This is a genomic window from Streptomyces sp. NRRL S-350 (assembly GCF_000719705.1).
GTDB lineage: Bacteria > Actinomycetota > Actinomycetes > Streptomycetales > Streptomycetaceae > Kitasatospora.
In genome coordinates this window covers 130798-146844 of sequence record NZ_JOHO01000009.1, presented here as the reverse complement: position 1 = coordinate 146844, position 16047 = coordinate 130798, and the positions used below count along the sequence as shown (strand labels likewise).

Annotated in this window: 15 protein-coding genes; 9 read left to right on the top strand and 6 right to left on the bottom strand. The window is 71.8% G+C overall.

The annotated features are described in order from the left end of the window. The first annotated feature begins 259 nt into the window (after positions 1–259). Positions 260–922 (top strand): TetR/AcrR family transcriptional regulator, encoded by a 663-nt coding sequence (locus IF30_RS0111670; protein ID WP_078891319.1) that lies wholly within the window; start codon positions 260–262, stop codon positions 920–922. 81 nt (positions 923–1003) lie between these two features. Here the strand turns inward: IF30_RS0111670 and IF30_RS0111665 are convergent, their stop codons facing one another. The 3 genes from IF30_RS0111665 to IF30_RS0111655 all read right to left on the bottom strand — a co-directional run bounded on the left by IF30_RS0111665 (position 1004) and on the right by IF30_RS0111655 (position 3856). Then, positions 1004–2689 (bottom strand): acyl-CoA mutase large subunit family protein, encoded by a 1686-nt coding sequence (locus IF30_RS0111665; RefSeq protein ID WP_030235884.1) that lies wholly within the window; start codon positions 2687–2689, stop codon positions 1004–1006. 212 nt (positions 2690–2901) lie between these two features. Continuing rightward, positions 2902–3243: a DUF3817 domain-containing protein gene (locus tag IF30_RS0111660; protein ID WP_030235881.1), complete on the bottom strand. Its 342-nt coding sequence runs from the start codon at positions 3241–3243 to the stop codon at positions 2902–2904. A 76-nt stretch (positions 3244–3319) separates the two neighbouring features. Next, positions 3320–3856, bottom strand: coding sequence for a MarR family winged helix-turn-helix transcriptional regulator (locus tag IF30_RS0111655; RefSeq protein ID WP_030235879.1), 537 nt, complete (start codon positions 3854–3856; stop codon positions 3320–3322). Positions 3857–4353: 497 nt separating this feature from the next. Here IF30_RS0111655 and IF30_RS0111650 point away from each other — a divergent pair, with 497 nt between their 5' ends. Further along, positions 4354–5973 carry a M4 family metallopeptidase gene (locus IF30_RS0111650; protein ID WP_030235876.1) on the top strand — a complete coding sequence of 540 codons (1620 nt, stop codon included), beginning with the start codon at positions 4354–4356 and terminating at the stop codon, positions 5971–5973. A 397-nt stretch (positions 5974–6370) separates the two neighbouring features. After that, positions 6371–7996: a M4 family metallopeptidase gene (locus IF30_RS0111645; RefSeq protein ID WP_030235874.1), complete on the top strand. Its 1626-nt coding sequence runs from the start codon at positions 6371–6373 to the stop codon at positions 7994–7996. Between the two features lie 138 nt (positions 7997–8134). Here IF30_RS0111645 and IF30_RS49215 read toward each other — a convergent pair whose 3' ends face one another. Continuing rightward, positions 8135–8464 carry a DUF3817 domain-containing protein gene (locus tag IF30_RS49215; RefSeq protein ID WP_030235869.1) on the bottom strand — a complete coding sequence of 110 codons (330 nt, stop codon included), beginning with the start codon at positions 8462–8464 and terminating at the stop codon, positions 8135–8137. 294 nt (positions 8465–8758) lie between these two features. Here IF30_RS49215 and IF30_RS0111635 point away from each other — a divergent pair, with 294 nt between their 5' ends. The 5 genes from IF30_RS0111635 to IF30_RS0111615 all read left to right on the top strand — a co-directional run bounded on the left by IF30_RS0111635 (position 8759) and on the right by IF30_RS0111615 (position 12486). Next, positions 8759–9556: a DUF2127 domain-containing protein gene (locus IF30_RS0111635; protein WP_030235867.1), complete on the top strand. Its 798-nt coding sequence runs from the start codon at positions 8759–8761 to the stop codon at positions 9554–9556. Between the two features lie 81 nt (positions 9557–9637). Continuing rightward, positions 9638–10276, top strand: a complete 639-nt coding sequence (locus IF30_RS0111630; protein ID WP_037899687.1) for an AIM24 family protein — start codon at positions 9638–9640, stop codon at positions 10274–10276. Then, on the top strand, positions 10276–10926 hold the full coding sequence (locus tag IF30_RS0111625; RefSeq protein WP_030235863.1) for an AIM24 family protein: 651 nt from the start codon (positions 10276–10278) through the stop codon (positions 10924–10926). The genes IF30_RS0111630 and IF30_RS0111625 overlap by 1 nt, the downstream gene beginning before the upstream one ends. A gap of 194 nt (positions 10927–11120) precedes the next feature. Continuing rightward, positions 11121–11930 (top strand): AIM24 family protein, encoded by an 810-nt coding sequence (locus IF30_RS0111620; RefSeq protein WP_030235861.1) that lies wholly within the window; start codon positions 11121–11123, stop codon positions 11928–11930. Between the two features lie 40 nt (positions 11931–11970). Beyond that, a complete protein-coding gene (locus IF30_RS0111615; protein ID WP_078891327.1) occupies positions 11971–12486 on the top strand; it encodes a MarR family winged helix-turn-helix transcriptional regulator in 516 nt (171 codons plus the stop codon). Positions 12487–12693: 207 nt separating this feature from the next. On the opposite strand, the gene meaB is transcribed toward IF30_RS0111615, so the two are convergent. Further along, positions 12694–13650 carry a methylmalonyl Co-A mutase-associated GTPase MeaB gene (gene meaB, locus IF30_RS0111610; protein ID WP_030235858.1) on the bottom strand — a complete coding sequence of 319 codons (957 nt, stop codon included), beginning with the start codon at positions 13648–13650 and terminating at the stop codon, positions 12694–12696. Between the two features lie 84 nt (positions 13651–13734). After that, positions 13735–14928 (bottom strand): acetyl-CoA C-acetyltransferase, encoded by a 1194-nt coding sequence (locus IF30_RS0111605; RefSeq protein ID WP_030235856.1) that lies wholly within the window; start codon positions 14926–14928, stop codon positions 13735–13737. Between the two features lie 243 nt (positions 14929–15171). Between IF30_RS0111605 and mce the strand changes: the two genes are divergently transcribed. Then, complete coding sequence (gene mce, locus IF30_RS0111600; protein WP_030235854.1) at positions 15172–15627, top strand: methylmalonyl-CoA epimerase; 456 nt, start codon at positions 15172–15174, stop codon at positions 15625–15627. The last annotated feature ends 420 nt before the right edge of the window (positions 15628–16047 follow it).

Genomic DNA, 16047 nt, shown 5'->3' with positions numbered 1-16047 from the left:
TAGCCTGGACCGTTCGGCGCGGAGCCCCACCCGCGCCCGTGCCGCCCCCGTCCCACGGGATGCGGCACCTGGTTGTCACTGCTTTCGCTACGAGTCGTAGCGTAACTGGAGCCGGTGGCCCGGCCGCAAGCCCCACCGGCGGTTCGGCGACGTGACCTGCCCCACTTTCCCGGGGGGCCCGGCTGCCCGAAACGGCGAACAGTCGCTACCGTTACCAGCCCCACTCAAGTTACTCCCCAGTAAAGCGCAAGGAGGCCCGGTGCCGGCCGCCCAGCCCCCCGCGAGACCGGCCCCGGCCGGCACCGCCCCCGAAGCCGCCGGCGCCGTCCGCGCCAAGGGCCGCCCGCGCAGCGCCGCCGCCGACCGCGCGATCCTCGACGCCACCCGCGAAGCCCTCGCCGAACTCGGCTGGGGCGGACTGACCATGGGCCACGTGGCGAGCCGCGCCGGCGTCGCCAAGACCACCCTCTACCGCCGCTGGCCCTCCAAGAACGAACTCGTGGTCGACGCCGTCGCCAGCCTCTTCGACGACCTCGTGATGCCCGACCTCGGCAGCCTGCGGGCCGACATCGAGGCCGTGGTGGCCCAGTTCGCCGACCTGCTGGCCCGCCCCGAGACCCAGGCCGCGCTGCTCGCGCTGTTCGCCGAGGGCACCCGCGACCGGCAACTGCACCGCCGGATCCGCGAGGCCATCGTCGACCCCCAGAAGCACCTGGTCCGCCAGGGCCGGGCCGCCGCCCAGGCCCGCGGCGAGCTGGAGGCGGACACCGACGCCGAAACGGCCCGCGAGGAGGTCGACATCATCTTCGACACCATCGCGGGCACCGTCGAACACCGCGTCCTGGTCAGCGGCGAGCCGATCACCCCGGCATGGACCCGCCGCTTCACCGACCTGCTGCTCGGCCCCCTCACCACCTGCTGACGCCGCCGGGCACGCCGCGGCCGCCCGCACGGGGGTCCGTACGGGCGGCCGCCACCGCGCTCGGCACGCGGTCGGACGCGGTCAGAACGCCGCGTTCTCCTGGTACGTCCCCCACTCCTGCCGCAGCGCGTTGCAGATCTCGCCCAGCGTCGCCTCGGCCCGCACCGCGTCGAGCATCGGCGGGATCATCGATTCGCCCGAGCGCGCGGCCGCCAGCATGGCGTCCAGCCCGGCCCGGACGGCCGCCTCGTCCCGCGCCGCCTTGCGCTCGCCCAGCACGCGCACCTGCTCGCGCTCGACCTCGTGGCTGACCCGCAGGATCTCCAACTCCTTGGTGACGCTGCCCGGGTGGCAGTTGACGCCGACCACGCGCTTGTCGCCCTTCTCCACCGACTGCTGGTACTGGAAGGCCGCCTCGGCGATCTCGCCGGTGAACCAGCCCTCCTCGATGCCGCGCAGGATCCCGGAGGTGATCGGGCCGATCTCGTGGTCCTCGCGGCCCTTGTCGAGGATCCGCTGGAAGATCGCCTCGGCCTGCTCCTCGATCCGGTCGGTCAGCGCCTCGACGTACCAGGAACCGCCCAGCGGGTCCGCCACGTTGGCGACACCGGTCTCCTCCATCAGCACCTGCTGGGTGCGCAGGGCGATCTCGGCGGCCTGCTCGGACGGCAGCGCCAGGGTCTCGTCCAGGGCGTTCGTGTGCAGCGAGTTGGTGCCGCCGAGCACCGCGGCCAGCGCCTCGACGGCGGTGCGGACCACGTTGTTGTAGGGCTGCTGCGCGGTGAGCGAGACGCCCGCCGTCTGGGTGTGGAAGCGCAGCCACTGCGCCTTGTCCGTCTTGGCGCCGAAGCGGTCGCGCATCCAGCGGGCCCAGATCCGGCGCGCGGCCCGGAACTTGGCGATCTCCTCGAAGAAGTCCAGGTGCGCGTCGAAGAAGAAGGACAGGCCGGGCGCGAACACGTCCACGTCCAGGCCCCGGGACAGGCCCAGCTCGACGTAGCCGAAGCCGTCCGCGAGGGTGTACGCCAGCTCCTGCGCGGCCGTCGCCCCGGCCTCGCGGATGTGGTAGCCGGAGACGGACAGCGGCTTGTACGCGGGGATGCCCTCCGCGCAGTAGGCCATCAGGTCGCCGATCAGGCGCAGGTGCGGCTCGGGCGCGAACAGCCACTCCTTCTGCGCGATGTACTCCTTGAAGATGTCCGTCTGCAGCGTGCCGTTGAGCACCGCGGGGTCGACGCCCTGGCGCTCGGCGGCGACGAGGTACATGCAGAAGATCGGGACGGCCGGGCCGCTGATCGTCATCGAGGTGGTGACCTCGCCGAGCGGGATGCCCCGGAACAGCACCTCCATGTCGGCGGCGGAGTCGATGGCCACGCCGCAGTGGCCGACCTCGCCGAGCGACTTGGGGTCGTCGGAGTCGTAGCCCATCAGGGTGGGCATGTCGAAGGCGACCGAGAGGCCGCCGCCGCCCGCGTCCAGGATCATCCGGTAGCGCTCGTTGGTCTGCTGGGCGTTGCCGAAGCCGGCGAACTGGCGGATGGTCCAGGTGCGGCCGCGGTAGCCGGTCGGGTGCAGGCCGCGGGTGTACGGGTACTCCCCGGGCCAGCCGATCCGCTCGAAGCCCTCGTGGGCCTGCCCGGCGGGCGGGCCGTAGACCGGCTCGACCTCGTCACCGGACAGGGTGGCGAAGTCCGCGTCCCGCTTGCGGGCCTTGTCGTACCGCTGCTGCCAGCGCTGCCGTCCGCGCTCGATCTCCTCGGCGTCCATGGCCCGAACTCCGCTCCGTACGGCCGCCACGGCGAGGGGGCGGCACAACTGTTAGGACGTCCTAACAATTTACTCGGACGTCCTAGTACTTGTCGATGGACGGCGCGGCGGGCGCGCCGGGAAAGCGCCGAGGGCCCCCTCCCCGCGGGGAAGGGGCCCTCACGCGGCCCGGCGGTCCGGTGCGGCCGGTCGCCTCGTGCGGCCCGGGCGGCTCAGACGCCGGCCGGCTGGCGGGCACCGGTGCCCGCCGGCAGCTTCTCGGCGGCCTCGCGGGCCACCCTGCGCTCGAAGACGAAGGAGAGGAACGGGATGCAGCCCGCCGCCAGTGTCAGCACCAGCCGGCCGAGCGGCCACTTCAGCTTCTGCCCGAGCAGGAAGGTCACGACGAAGTACCCGATGTAGAGGTAGCCGTGCAGCATCGCGACGTAGGTGGTCAGGTCCTCGGCCGCGCCGAAGCCGTACTTCGCGACCATGAAGCCGCAGAACACCAGCAGCGCCACACCGGTCGCAATGGCCAGGGCCCGGTACCAGCCCAGCAGGGGGGTCGCCTTCATACTGTTCCTCGCCTCGCTCGGCAGTTTCGGCCGGTACGCCCGGATCCGCGCACCGCTCCCACGAGGGTAGCCGCCCTCACGGCCGCGCCCGCGCAGCCCCCTCCTCCGGCTCCGAGAAGTCGCCGGCCGCGATCCGCAGCGGCTTCAGCAGCTCGAACACCTCGCGGCACTGCTCGGGGCCGTACTCCTCCAGCCCGAAGTCCATCGCCATCAGCTCCCGGGTGGCCTCCTCGACCACCTCGCGGCCGCGCCCGGTGATCGCGGCCAGCACGCCGCGGCCGTCCAGCGGGTTGGGGCGGCGGGCGACCAGGCCGGCCCGCTCCAGGCGGTCGACGGTGTTGGTCACGCTGGTCGGGTGGACCATGAGCCGCTCGCCGATCTTGGAGAGCGAGAGCTCTCCCGTCCGACTGAAGGTCAGCAGCACCAGGGCCTCGTAGCGGGCGAAGGTCAGCCCGTAGGGCTTGAGCACCGCGTCCACGCGGGAGAGCAGGATCTGGTGGGCGCGCATGATCGAGGTGATCGCCGCCATCGAGGGGACTCCACCCCAGCGGCGGGTCCACAGCTCGTCGGCGCGGGCGATCGGGTCGAAGTCGAGAGCGAGGGGCTTGGCCACCTCCCAACCGTACCGGCGGACGTGACGGTTGTTACCAGTCGTCCTGATGGTGGACAAGCGGGACACGTGGCGGGAACCCGCCAACCGGACGGCCAGGTCCATACCAGGACATTGCACCGGTGTGAACGCGGCGCAACAGCCGCGCGGGGCAACGGGATCGGATGCCCGACCGCGCCAATCCCGCTCCGACAGGCCTCGGTTCGGTCGGCGACTCCCGGCCGGGCGGGGTGATCCATCCCATTTGTCGGTCCGTTCACAATCCTTCGATCTGGCGGGACTTGGCCAATTCATGAGCAAGACCTGTCATTTGATTTGCTCGATTGTCATGCTTTCCGCCAACCCCGTTCGGTAGCCACCACCCCCACCCACCGGTGGCCAGCCGCTCGACCGCCCGGGGCCCTGCACGCCAGCACCCGTCCTGCCCCTCAGGTGCCGACCCCGGCCCCCGGGACGAGGTGCGACCGCGCCCACACGCGGTTTCCCGAAGGGACTCGTCCGTGAAGCGAAAGCTCGCCGCAGTCGCCGTACTCTCCGCCACCGCCCTGCTCACGGGCGTCGTCCAGGTCAGCACCGCGGCCGTCGCGGACCCGGCCCCGCACTCCCGGGCCGCCGACCTGATCGCCCTGGCCAACAGCCAGGCGGCCAAGGTCGCGCACGCCCTGGCCCTGGGCGGCCAGGAGCAGCTGGTGGCCAAGGACGCCCTGGTGGACGCCGACGGCACCCGCCACTTCCGCTACGAGCGCACCTTCGCCGGGCTCCCGGTCCTGGGCGGCGACCTCGTGGTGCACCAGAAGGCGGACGGCTCGACCACCTCCGTGGACAAGGCCACCGGTGCGACGATCGCCCTGCCGAGCCTCACCCCGCAGATCCCCGCCGACAAGGCCGCCGCCCAGGCCACCGGCGCCGTGCAGTCCACCGTCGGCGTCACCGTCGACAAGGACGAGGCCCCGCTGACGGCGGTGCACCAGACCGGCACGGCCGAGCTGGTGGTCTGGGCCACCGACGGCAGCCCGCGCCTGGCGTACCGCACCACCGTCGAGGGCGAGCGCGCCGACGGCACCCCGAGCCGCCAGCTGCTGGTCACCGACGCGGCGAGCGGCCAGGTGCTCTCCACCCACGAGGAGGTGCAGACCGCCGCCGGCACCGGCAAGGGCGTCTTCGTCGGCACCGTCCCGCTGACCACCACCCAGAGCGGCACGACCTACTCGCTGAAGGACGCGAGCCGCGGCGGCCAGGCCACCTACACGCTGAAGAGCAAGACCTCCGGCTCCGGCACCCTGGTCGCCAACTCCACCGACAGCTTCGGCAACGGCCTGGCCTCCAACGCGGAGTCCGCCGCCGTGGACGCCCAGTACGGCGCCGCCGCCACCTGGGACTTCTACAAGAACACCTTCGGCCGCAGCGGCATCAAGAACAACGGCGTCGGCGCGGCGAGCCGGGTCCACTACGGGCGCAACTACGTCAACGCGTTCTGGGACGACTCCTGCTTCTGCATGACCTACGGCGACGGCACCAGCAACACCCACCCGCTGACCGAACTGGACGTGGCCGGCCACGAGATGAGCCACGGCGTCACCTCCGCCACCGCCGGCCTGAACTACTCGGGCGAGTCCGGCGGCCTCAACGAGGCCACCTCGGACATCTTCGGCACCATGGTCGAGTTCTACGCCAACCTGGCCGCCGACAAGCCGGACTACCTGATCGGCGAGCTGATCAACATCAACGGCGACGGCAAGCCGCTGCGCTACATGGACCAGCCGTCCAAGGACGGGTCCTCGGCGGACTACTGGTCCCCCTCGGTCGGCGACCTGGACGTGCACTACTCCTCCGGCGTGGCCAACCACTTCTTCTACCTGCTCGCCGAGGGCAGCGGCGCCAAGACCATAAACGGCGTCAGCTACAACAGCCCGACCGCCAACGGCTCCACCCTCGCCGGCATCGGCCGGGACAAGGCCGCACAGGTCTGGTACAAGGCGCTGACCACCTACATGACCTCGACCACCGACTACGCGGGCGCCCGCGCGGCGACCCTGAAGGCCGCCTCCGACCTGTACGGCGCGAACGGCGCCGAGTACAACGCGGTCGCCGCGACTTGGAGCGCCGTCAACGTCAACTGACCCACGGAGCAAGCGGATCGGACGCCCGGGGCCCTGTCGGAGGGCAGGCCCCGGGCGTCCGCCGTGCCGGGCCGTCAAGGCCGCCCGGCTGGCGGGCTCCCGCCAGCGGGGACGAACCGCCGAAACCGGACAGCAAGCTCCGACCGACCCATCCGTAACGCCGCTTGGCGATTCCCGGCCAATCACGGGAGGCGGCCTGTCCATTCCTGCCGGGGATTGTCATGCTTCTGACCAAGCCCCGTCCGACCTCCGCCACCCCCACCCCGACCGGCGGAGCGTCAGGAACCGCACGGGAGCAGCACGTCCGCGCCCTACCGCCCCACGGCGTCAACCCCGGCGCCCCGGTAGACGGCGCACCCGCACGCACCCGCGGGTCTCGTGGAAGGAACCCCCGTCCGTGAAGCGAAAGCTGACTGTCGGAGCCGTACTCTCCGCCACCGCCCTGCTCGCCGGCGTCATCCAGATCGCCGCCGCCCCCGCCCAGGCCGCCGCCCCCGCACCGGAGCAGCAGCAGTCCGCGCTGCTCGCGCTGGCCGCCGGGCAGAGCGCCCCGGTCGCCCAGGCCCTGGCCCTCGGCGGCCAGGAGAAGCTCGTGCCCAAGGACGTGGTGGTGGACCGGGACGGCACCCGCCACCTCCGGTACGAGCGGACCTACGCCGGGCTGCCGGTGATCGGCGGCGACCTGGTCGTCCACCAGAAGGCCGACGGCTCGGTCGGCTCGGTCGACCGGGCCTTCGCGGGCCGGCTGTCCGTGCCCACCCTGACCCCGGACCTGGCCGCGCCCCAGGCCGCCGAGCGGGCCACCGCCGCGGTGCGGGCGACGGTCGGCGCCGCCGCCGACGAGGACGAGGCGGCCCTCGCCCGGGTCGACGGCACCGACGCGCCCCAGCTGGTGGTCTGGGCCGCCGACGGCACCCCGCGCCTGGCCCACCGCACGGTCGTCCGCGGCGAGCGCGCGGACGGCACCCCGAGCCGCCAGGAGGTCGTCACCGACGCCGCCACCGGCCAGGTGCTCTCCAGCCAGGAGCAGGTGCAGACCGCGACCGGCACCGGCAAGGGCGTCAACGTCGGCACCGTCACCCTGACCACGACCCAGAGCGGCTCGTCCTACCAGCTCAAGGACGCCAGCCGGGGCAACCAGTCCACCACCGACCTCAAGGGCGGCACCTCGGGCAGCGGCACGCTGTTCGCCAACACCACCAATTCGTTCGGCAACGGCCTGCCCTCCAACCGCGAGTCCGCCGCCGTGGACGCCCAGTACGGCGCCGCCGCCACCTGGGACTTCTACAAGAACACCTTCGGCCGCAACGGCATCAAGAACAACGGCGTCGGCGCCTCCAGCCGCGTCCACTACAGCACCGGCTACGTGAACGCGTTCTGGGACGACTCCTGCTTCTGCATGACGTACGGCGACGGCTCCGGCAACACCCACCCGCTGACCGCCATCGACGTCTCCGGCCACGAGATGAGCCACGGCGTCACCTCCGCCACCGCCGGGCTCATCTACTCCGGCGAGTCCGGCGGCCTCAACGAGGCCACCTCGGACATCTTCGGCACCATGGTCGAGTGGTACGCCAACCTGCCCGCCGACCCGCCGGACTACCTGATCGGCGAGAAGCTCAACATCAACGGCAACGGCACCCCGCTGCGCTACATGGACAAGCCCTCCAAGGACGGCGCCTCGGCCGACAACTGGTCCTCCACCGTCGGGAACAAGGACGTCCACTACTCCTCCGGCGTCGCCAACCACTTCTTCTACCTGCTCGCCGAGGGCAGCGGCGCCAAGGTGATCAACGGCGTCAGCTACAACAGCCCGACCTCCAACGGCTCCACGGTGACGGGCATCGGCCGCGCCAAGGCGGCGGCGATCTGGTACCGCGCGCTGACCGTCTACATGACCTCCACCACCAACTACAAGGCCGCCCGCGCGGCGACCCTGAAGGCCGCCACCGACCTGTACGGCGCGACCAGCACCGAGTACCGGACGGTCGCGGCGGCCTGGAGCGGCGTGAACGTCAACTAGCCGCCCCGGCGCGAGCCACCCCGGCAGGAAACGGCGACAGGCTGCCGCGGCCCCTCGGAAGAGGGGGCCGCGGCAGCCTGTCGGCCGTCCGCGACGGGACCGGGCCACGCCCGGGTGGGGGTCAGGCGACGGCGGGGGTCAGGCGACGGGCGAGGGTCCGGCGACGGCGGGCTCCCACTCGCCGCGCTCCTCGCGCGCCAGCATCCGCTCGGCGAAGAAGCCGCCGGTGGGCAGCACCGAGAGCACGAACAGCAGGATGCCGCGCTTGGCGTCCCACTTCTGCGTCTGCCAGGCCATGATCCAGAAGGCCACGTACAGGATGAACAGGATCCCGTGGACCATGCCCATCACCGGGACGGCGTCGAAGGAGGTGGTCCGCTTCAGCACCGAGCAGATCAGCAGCAGGATGAACGAGACCCCTTCGGGGCCGGAGACCAGGCGCAGGCGGTGGACGGCGCTGCTGTTCACGTTGGGTACCTCAATACGGGGGTCGAAGGCACGGACGCGCTTGTGAAGCGACTCACAAGCCTTCCGGCCATTATCACCGAGCACCTGTCCGAGCCCCCGGCCGGGGGTGGGCACCGTGCCCGATCTCACACTGCCCGCCCCGCCTCCGGGGGCAGTTCCGCTTGTCACAGCTGTGCGCCAGAACGCGGCCGTACGCCACCGCATGCCACCACCCGCCCCCGGGAACCCCTATCCTGCTGCCCGCGCGCCCACCGACCCGGGCGCCCACGCAACGCACACGGGGGTAGCCACCACATGTTCAAGCGGGACTGGGACCGCAGGACCTGCGCCAAGCGCGGCCACACCACCTACGCGCCGGCCGAGCCCGAACTGGCCGCCCGGCTGCACGCCGCCACCGCCCTCGGCGACGCCTGGCGGTGCCTGCGCTGCGGCGACTTCGCCCTGGGCGCCCCGCACGGCTCCGGCCCGGCCGGGGACGCGCCGCTGGTGCCGCGCGGCAAGGCCCTGCGGGACCTGTTCATCCTGCGCTTCCTGGCCGTCGAGCGGGTCCTGCGCGGACTGCTGATCATCGTGATGGCCTGGGCCGTGTGGAAGTTCTCCAACAGCCAGGACGCGGTGCACCGGGTCTTCGACGAGAACCTGACGGTCTTCAAGCCGGTCACCGACCACTTCCACTGGGACCTCGACCACGCCCCGATCGTCGAGACGATCCGCAAGACCTTCGACGCCAAGAAGAGCACCCTGCTGATCGTCGCGGGCGCCCTGCTGGCCTACGCCCTGATCGAGATCGTCGAGGCCGTCGGCCTCTGGCTCAACAAGCGCTGGGCCGAGTACCTGACGGTGGTCGCCACCGCGGCCTTCCTGCCGCTGGAGGGCTACGAGCTGAGCCACCACGTCAGCGCGGTGAAGGTCTGCACCCTGCTGCTGAACATCGCGGCGGTCCTGTGGATCATGCTGTCCAAGCGCCTGTTCGGGCTGCGCGGCGGCGTGGTGGCCTTCGAGGCGGAGCGCCACTCGGCCTCGCTGCTGGAGGTCGAGCAGGCCGCCGGCGCCGTCCCGCACCCCGGGCACGGGGCGCACGCCCGGTCCTGACCGGCGCTTTTTGTCCCAGCCCGGTACCAGTCGGGCCCCGCACCCTCCCCGAGCCACGGCCGCAGCGGCTAGATTGCGGCCGTGGCTCAGTTCAGACTCCAGGGATCGCGGGTGCTCGCCGTCGAGTTGGCCGGGGACGCCGTCAAGGCCAGACACGGCTCCATGGTCGCCTACACCGGGCAGATGACCTTCAAGAAACTCACCGGCGGCGGCGACGGCCTGCGCGGCATGGTCGCCCGCCGGCTGACCGGCGAGAAGATGACCGTCATGGAGGTGAAGGGCCAGGGCACCTGCTACTTCGCCGACAAGGCCGCCGAGATCAGCCTGGTCAGGCTGAACGGCGAGACGCTCTACGTCGAGGCGGACAACCTGCTCTGCACCGAGGCCGGCCTGCACACCGGCACCAGCTTCACCGGCCTGAACGGCATGTCCTCCGGCAACGGCCTCTTCACCACCAAGGTGGAGGGGCACGGCTGGGCGGCCCTCACCTCCAACGGGCCGGCCGTCATCCTGCGGGTCGACAAGAGCATGCCGCTGCGCGTGGACCCGGGCGCCTACGTGGCGCACACCGGCAGCCTGCAGCGCAGCCTGAAGTCGGGCGCGGGCTGGACCACGGTGATCGGCGAGGGCGGCGGCGAGGCCGTCCAGGTCGAGTTCGCCGGCGACGGCCTGGTGTACGTGCAGCCCTCCGAGAAGATCACCTTCGGGGGTGACGTCTGATGGCCTTCACGAAGATCAACGGCAAGATGGTCGAGGCCCAGGTGGTGCCCGGGCAGCGGCTGTTCAGCCAGCGCGGCGCGATGCTCGCGTACAGCGGCGACGTCCGCTTCACGCCGAACATCACCGGCGGGCAGGGCGGCGTGATGTCCATGATCGGCCGCCGGGTGGCCAACGAGGACACCCCGCTGATGACCGTCGAGGGCCAGGGCCGGGTGATGTTCGGCCACGGCGGCCACCACGTCCACGTCATCGACCTGGTCGGCGACACGCTGTACGTCGAGGCGGACCGGCTGCTCGCCTTCGAGGGCACGCTGCGGCAGTCCACCATGTTCATGGGCTCGCAGGGCGGGGTGATGGGCATGGTCCGCGGCCAGGTCACCGGGCAGGGACTGTTCACCACCAAGCTGGAGGGCCACGGGTCGGTCGCCGTGATGGCCCACGGCGGCGTCTTCGAGCTGCCGATCGTCCACGGCCAGGCGGTGCACGTCGACCCGCAGGCGTACGTGGCGCACCGCGGCGACGTGCGCAACAAGCTGTCCACCGCGATCGGCTGGCGCGACATGATCGGCCGCGGTTCGGGCGAGGGCTTCCAACTGGAGCTGTCCGGGCAGGGTGCGGTGTACGTCCAGGCGAGCGAGGAGAAGCTCTGATGTCCTACCCGCCGCAGCCCCCGTACGGGTCGCCGCACGACCAGCCGACCCAGCCCGGCTTCGCCGTCCCCCCGCCGCCTCCGCCGAACCACGGCGCGCAGCCGGGATATCCGCCGCCCCCGCCCGCCTACCAGCCCCCGCCGCCGCCCCAGCAGCCGTACGCGCAGGAGCAGTTCGGCGGCCCGATCGCCCCGCTGCCGACCGCGCAGGGCGGCGCCGGCCCGGTGGTGCACGACGCGTACAGCCTGCCGGTCAACGACAACGTCAACCCGTACGCCTTCTCGGTTGAGCTGAACGGGTCGTACTTCCTGCAGAAGGGCAAGATGGTCGCGTACTACGGCGACATCACCTTCAGGGGCGTGGGCGCCGGGATGGTCGACCGGATGCTCGGGCAGCACTTCAACTCGCCGATGCACGCGTCGGACTGGGTGGTCGCCGAGGGCCGCGGCAAGCTGCTGCTGGCCGACCGGGCCTTCGACCTCAACTCCTACGACCTGGAGGACGGCAACCTGACCGTCCGGTCGGGCAACCTGCTGGCCTTCGACCCGACGCTGCGGCTCAAGCAGTCGATCATCCCGGGCTTCCTGACCCTGCTCGGCACCGGCCGCTTCGTCGCCGCCTCCAACGGGCCGGTGCACTTCGTCGAGCCGCCGATCCGGGTGGACCCGCAGGCGCTGGTCGGCTGGGCGGACTGCCCGGCGCCGTGCCACCACTACGACCACGACTACATGCACGGACTGATCGGCGGCCTGCGGCGGTTGACCGGCATCGGCGGCGCCTCCGGCGAGGAGCACCAGTTCGAGTTCATCGGCGCCGGCCAGGTGCTGCTGCAGTCCAGCGAGAAGCTGATGGCCGAGCGGTCGGTCGGCCAGGTCGGGGCGGAGGCCGGCGTGCCGGTCGGCGGAGTGCCGCCCCAGCCGGGTTCGGCCGGGCACGGCGGTGGTAACCCCAACGTGCCGGGCCTCGGTAACCTGGGCGACCTCGGTCGGCGTTTCGGCCTGTAAACTTGTACAAGATTGAACTAAATCCGCTATGCTGGCTCCCATGGATACGCACACGATCGACACTGCGGACAACCCTCCGTCGCAGCCGGAGGAGGACACCCCCTGGCTGAGCGTCAGGGAGCAGCGGATGTGGCGCGCCCATCTGGAGGTCGCCAAGCTGCTGGACTACCAGCTCAGCCGCGAACTCCAGCCCCACAACCTGGCGATCAACGACTACGAGATCCTCGTCGTGCTCTCCGAGGCCCCCGACCGCCGCATGCGGATGACCGACCTCGCGACCGCCACCCTCCAGTCGAAGAGCCGGCTCTCCCACCAGATCACCCGCATGGAGACCGCCGGCCTCGTCCTCCGCCAGGAGTGCCCCGGCGACCGGCGAGGCCTCTACGCCCACCTCACCGAGCAGGGCTGGGAGACCATGCAGCGCGTCGCCCCGGACCACGTGCGCAGCGTCCGGGCGCACTTCATCGACCGCTTCACCCCGGAACAGCTGGACGCCATGTACGAGGCCCTCGCCCCCGTCGCCGAACACCTCCGCGGCCTCCGCGGCAAGCCGTAGGCAGAAGGGCAAGCCGTAGGCAGAAGGGCAAGCCGTAGGCAGAAGGGCAAGCCGTAGGCAGAAGACCGCGGGAAGTCGGCCGGGCCGACTTCCCGCGGTCGGAGCGGCAAAGCGGCGGCGCGAGCACCGGTCAGCGCTGGTTCCGGCGGCACCGGCCAGGCCCGGCCGGGGCCGCCGTCGCGTCGCGCCTCCCGGAAGGGCGGGCCGTCAGCCCGTGGTCAGGCCGGCGACGAGTTCGTCGGCGGCGCCGTACGGGTCGAGCTCGCCGGCGGCGACGCGCTCCGCGAGGGCGGCGAGGTGGCGGTCCCCGCGGAGATCACCGATCCGGGCGCGCAGTTCGGCCAGGGCGATGGCCTCGATCTCCTCGGCCGCCCGGCGGCGGCGGCGCACCGCGAGTTCGCCGTGCTCCTCCAGCCAGGCGCGGTGCTTCTCCAGCGCCTCGACCACCTCGTCCACGCCTTCGCCGCGGGCGGCGACGGTCTTCACGATCGGCGGGCGCCAGTCCCCCGCCTCACGGGCCTCGCCGAGGCCGAGCATGTGGTTGAGTTCGCGCGCGGTGGCGTCGGCGCCGTCCCGGTCGGCCTTGTTGACGACGAAGACGTCGCCGATCTCCAGGATCCCCGCCTTGGCGGCCTGGATGCCGTCGCCCATGCCGGGGGCGAGCAGCACCACGGTGGTGTCGGCCTGGGCGGCCACCTCGACCTCGGACTGCCCGACGCCGACGGTCTCGACGAGGATCACGTCGCAGCCGGCCGCGTCCAGCACCCGCAGGGCCTGCGGAGCCGCCCAGGAGAGCCCGCCGAGGTGCCCGCGGGTGGCCATCGAGCGGATGAACACCTCGGGGTCGGTGGCGTGGTCCTGCATCCGGACCCGGTCTCCGAGCAGTGCGCCGCCGGAGAACGGCGAGGACGGGTCGACGGCGAGCACCCCGACCCGCTTGCCGAGCCGCCGGTAGGCGGAGACCAGCGCCGAGGTGGAGGTGGACTTGCCGACCCCGGGCGAGCCGGTCAGTCCCACCGTGTAGCCCTGGCCGGTGTGCGGCGCGAGCGCGGCCATCGCCTCCCGCAGCTGCGGGGCGGCGTTCTCGACCAGTGTGATCAGCCGGGCGACGGCCCGCGGTCGGCCCTCCCGGGCCTGCTCGACCAGCGTGGCGACATCGATCATCGGGAGCTCCTAGCGTGATGCGGACGCCGAAGGGGCTGCGGACCGCTTGTGGCGGTCCGCAGCCCCGAAGATCAGATCAGCCGATCAGGCCTTCGGGACGCGCACGATGAGCGCGTCGCCCTGGCCCCCGCCGCCGCACAGCGCGGCCGCGCCGATCCCGCCGCCGCGGCGCTGCAGCTCCAGCGCCAGGGTCAGCACCACGCGGGCACCGGACATGCCGATCGGGTGGCCGAGCGCGATCGCGCCGCCGTTGACGTTGACGATGTCCGAGGAGACGCCCAGGTCCTTCATCGACTGGTAGGCGACGGCGGCGAACGCCTCGTTGATCTCGATCAGGTCGAGGTCGGCGACCTCCAGGCCCTCCTTGGCCAGCGCGTGCCTGATCGCGTTGGACGGCTGCGACTGCAGCGAGTTGTCCGGGCCGGCCACGTTGCCGTGCGCGCCGATCTCGGCGATCCAGGTCAGGCCGAGCTCCTCGGCCTTGGCCTTGCTCATCACGACCACCGCGGCGGCGCCGTCGGAGATCTGCGAGGAGGTGCCGGCGGTGATCGTGCCGTCCTTGGTGAAGGCCGGGCGCAGCTTGGCCAGGCCCTCGACGGTGGTGTCCGCGCGGATGCCCTCGTCCTGGCTGAACAGGACCGGCTCGCCCTTGCGCTGCGGGATGGCGACCGGGACGATCTCGGCGTCGAAGACGCCGTCGGCCTGCGCCTTGGCGGCCCGCTGGTGGGAGGCGGCGGCGATCTCGTCCTGCACCTCGCGCGGGATGCCCAGGCGGGCGTTGTGCTTCTCGGTGGACTCGCCCATCGGGATGTTCTCGTAGGCGTCGGTCAGACCGTCGTACGCCATCGCGTCCAGCAGCTCGACCGCGCCGTACTTGTAGCCCTCGCGGGACTTCGGCAGCAGGTGCGGGGCGTTGGTCATCGACTCCTGGCCGCCGGCCACCACGATGTCGAACTCGCCGGCCCGGATGAGCTGGTCGGCCAGCGCGATGGCGTCGAGCCCGGAGAGGCAGACCTTGTTGACGGTCAGCGCCGGCACGTTCATCGGGATGCCGGCCTTGACGGCGGCCTGGCGGGCCGGGATCTGGCCGGCGCCGGCCTGCAGCACCTGGCCCATGATCACGTACTGGACCTGGTCGCCGGCGATGCCGGCCCGCTCCAGGGCGCCCTTGATGGCGGCGGCGCCGAGGTCGGCACCGGAGAAGCCCTTGAGGGAGCCGAGCAGGCGCCCCATCGGGGTCCGTGCACCGGCAACGATCACAGAGGTGGTGTTGGTCATGGGACGGGCCCCTTCGCACGTCGTGGCCAGGTGAGGATGCCGCTCAATGTACTGACCTGTAACCCGCCCGTCACCGGACCGACGGTGTGATCGAGCGCACTGGCACCCTCCAGTCAACACCGTGCCGACACGGTCCGGGTGAACCCGTCCTCGTGTGAGCAGGCTCGCACGTCCGGCACTGGCGTCCGCCGCGGGCCATGCGCTGCACTGGATGCCACCTTCTCCCGACCCCCGGAGGTCGCCGTGCTGACCCGTATCGACCACATCGGCATCGCCTGCCGCGACCTGGACAAGACGGTCGAGTTCTACCGCGCCACCTACGGCTTCGAGGTCTTCCACTCCGAGGTCAACGAGGAGCAGGGGGTCCGCGAGGCCATGCTCAGGATCAACGGGACGGACGACGGCGGCGCCTCCTACCTCCAGCTGCTGGAGCCCACCCGGCCCGACTCCACCGTCGCCAAGTGGCTGGAGAAGAACGGCGAGGGCGTGCACCACATCGCCTTCGGCACCGCCGACGTGGACGGCGACGCCGAGGCCGTCCGGTCCAAGGGCGTCCGGGTCCTCTACGACGAGCCGCGGATCGGCTCGATGGGCTCGCGGATCACCTTCCTGCACCCGAAGGACTGCGGCGGCGTCCTGACCGAGCTGGTCACGTCCGCGCAGAACGCCCACGGTGAGGACCACGACGGGCAGGCCTGACGAGCGGGCCCGGCGAGCAGCCGGCCGAACACCCCGACGAGCACGACGACGGGCACCCCGACGAGCACCGATCGCCTGCCGGACCGCCCCCGGGATGCCGCCCGCCCCGGCGGCATCCGGCGGCGTCCGGCGGCCCCGCCGGTCATGACCCGTCAGTAACCTGGCCGGAAGAGCCGGAAAACCCCCCTGCGGCCATTCCCCCGCAGTGCGCTCCCACTACAATGCCCAAGTGCGCGAAGACTCCGGGGGACGGAGGCGACGGGCACGGCCGAAGACAGGCCCGTCCGCCCGCCGGTGGTCGGCCCGTCGCAAGGGGAGTCCAGTACGCGGGCACGGCTGAACAGTCGCTAGACGGATCTGTCACCATTCTCCACGAGGCAAGAGTTCGCCCAGGAGTCCACCCGGACGGGGGAACGCGGT

Excerpts from the sequence above, each read along its gene's own strand:
- IF30_RS0111665 (WP_030235884.1), bottom strand. The coding sequence starts at position 2,689 with ATGGACGCCGAGGAGATCGAGCGCGGACGGCAGCGCTGGCAGCAGCGG.
- IF30_RS0111660 (WP_030235881.1), bottom strand. The coding sequence starts at position 3,243 with ATGAAGGCGACCCCCCTGCTGGGCTGGTACCGGGCCCTGGCCATTGCG.
- IF30_RS0111635 (WP_030235867.1), top strand. The coding sequence starts at position 8,759 with ATGTTCAAGCGGGACTGGGACCGCAGGACCTGCGCCAAGCGCGGCCAC.
- IF30_RS0111625 (WP_030235863.1), top strand. The coding sequence starts at position 10,276 with ATGGCCTTCACGAAGATCAACGGCAAGATGGTCGAGGCCCAGGTGGTG.
- IF30_RS0111615 (WP_078891327.1), top strand. The coding sequence starts at position 11,971 with ATGGATACGCACACGATCGACACTGCGGACAACCCTCCGTCGCAGCCG.
- meaB (WP_030235858.1), bottom strand. The coding sequence starts at position 13,650 with ATGATCGATGTCGCCACGCTGGTCGAGCAGGCCCGGGAGGGCCGACCG.
- IF30_RS0111605 (WP_030235856.1), bottom strand. The coding sequence starts at position 14,928 with ATGACCAACACCACCTCTGTGATCGTTGCCGGTGCACGGACCCCGATG.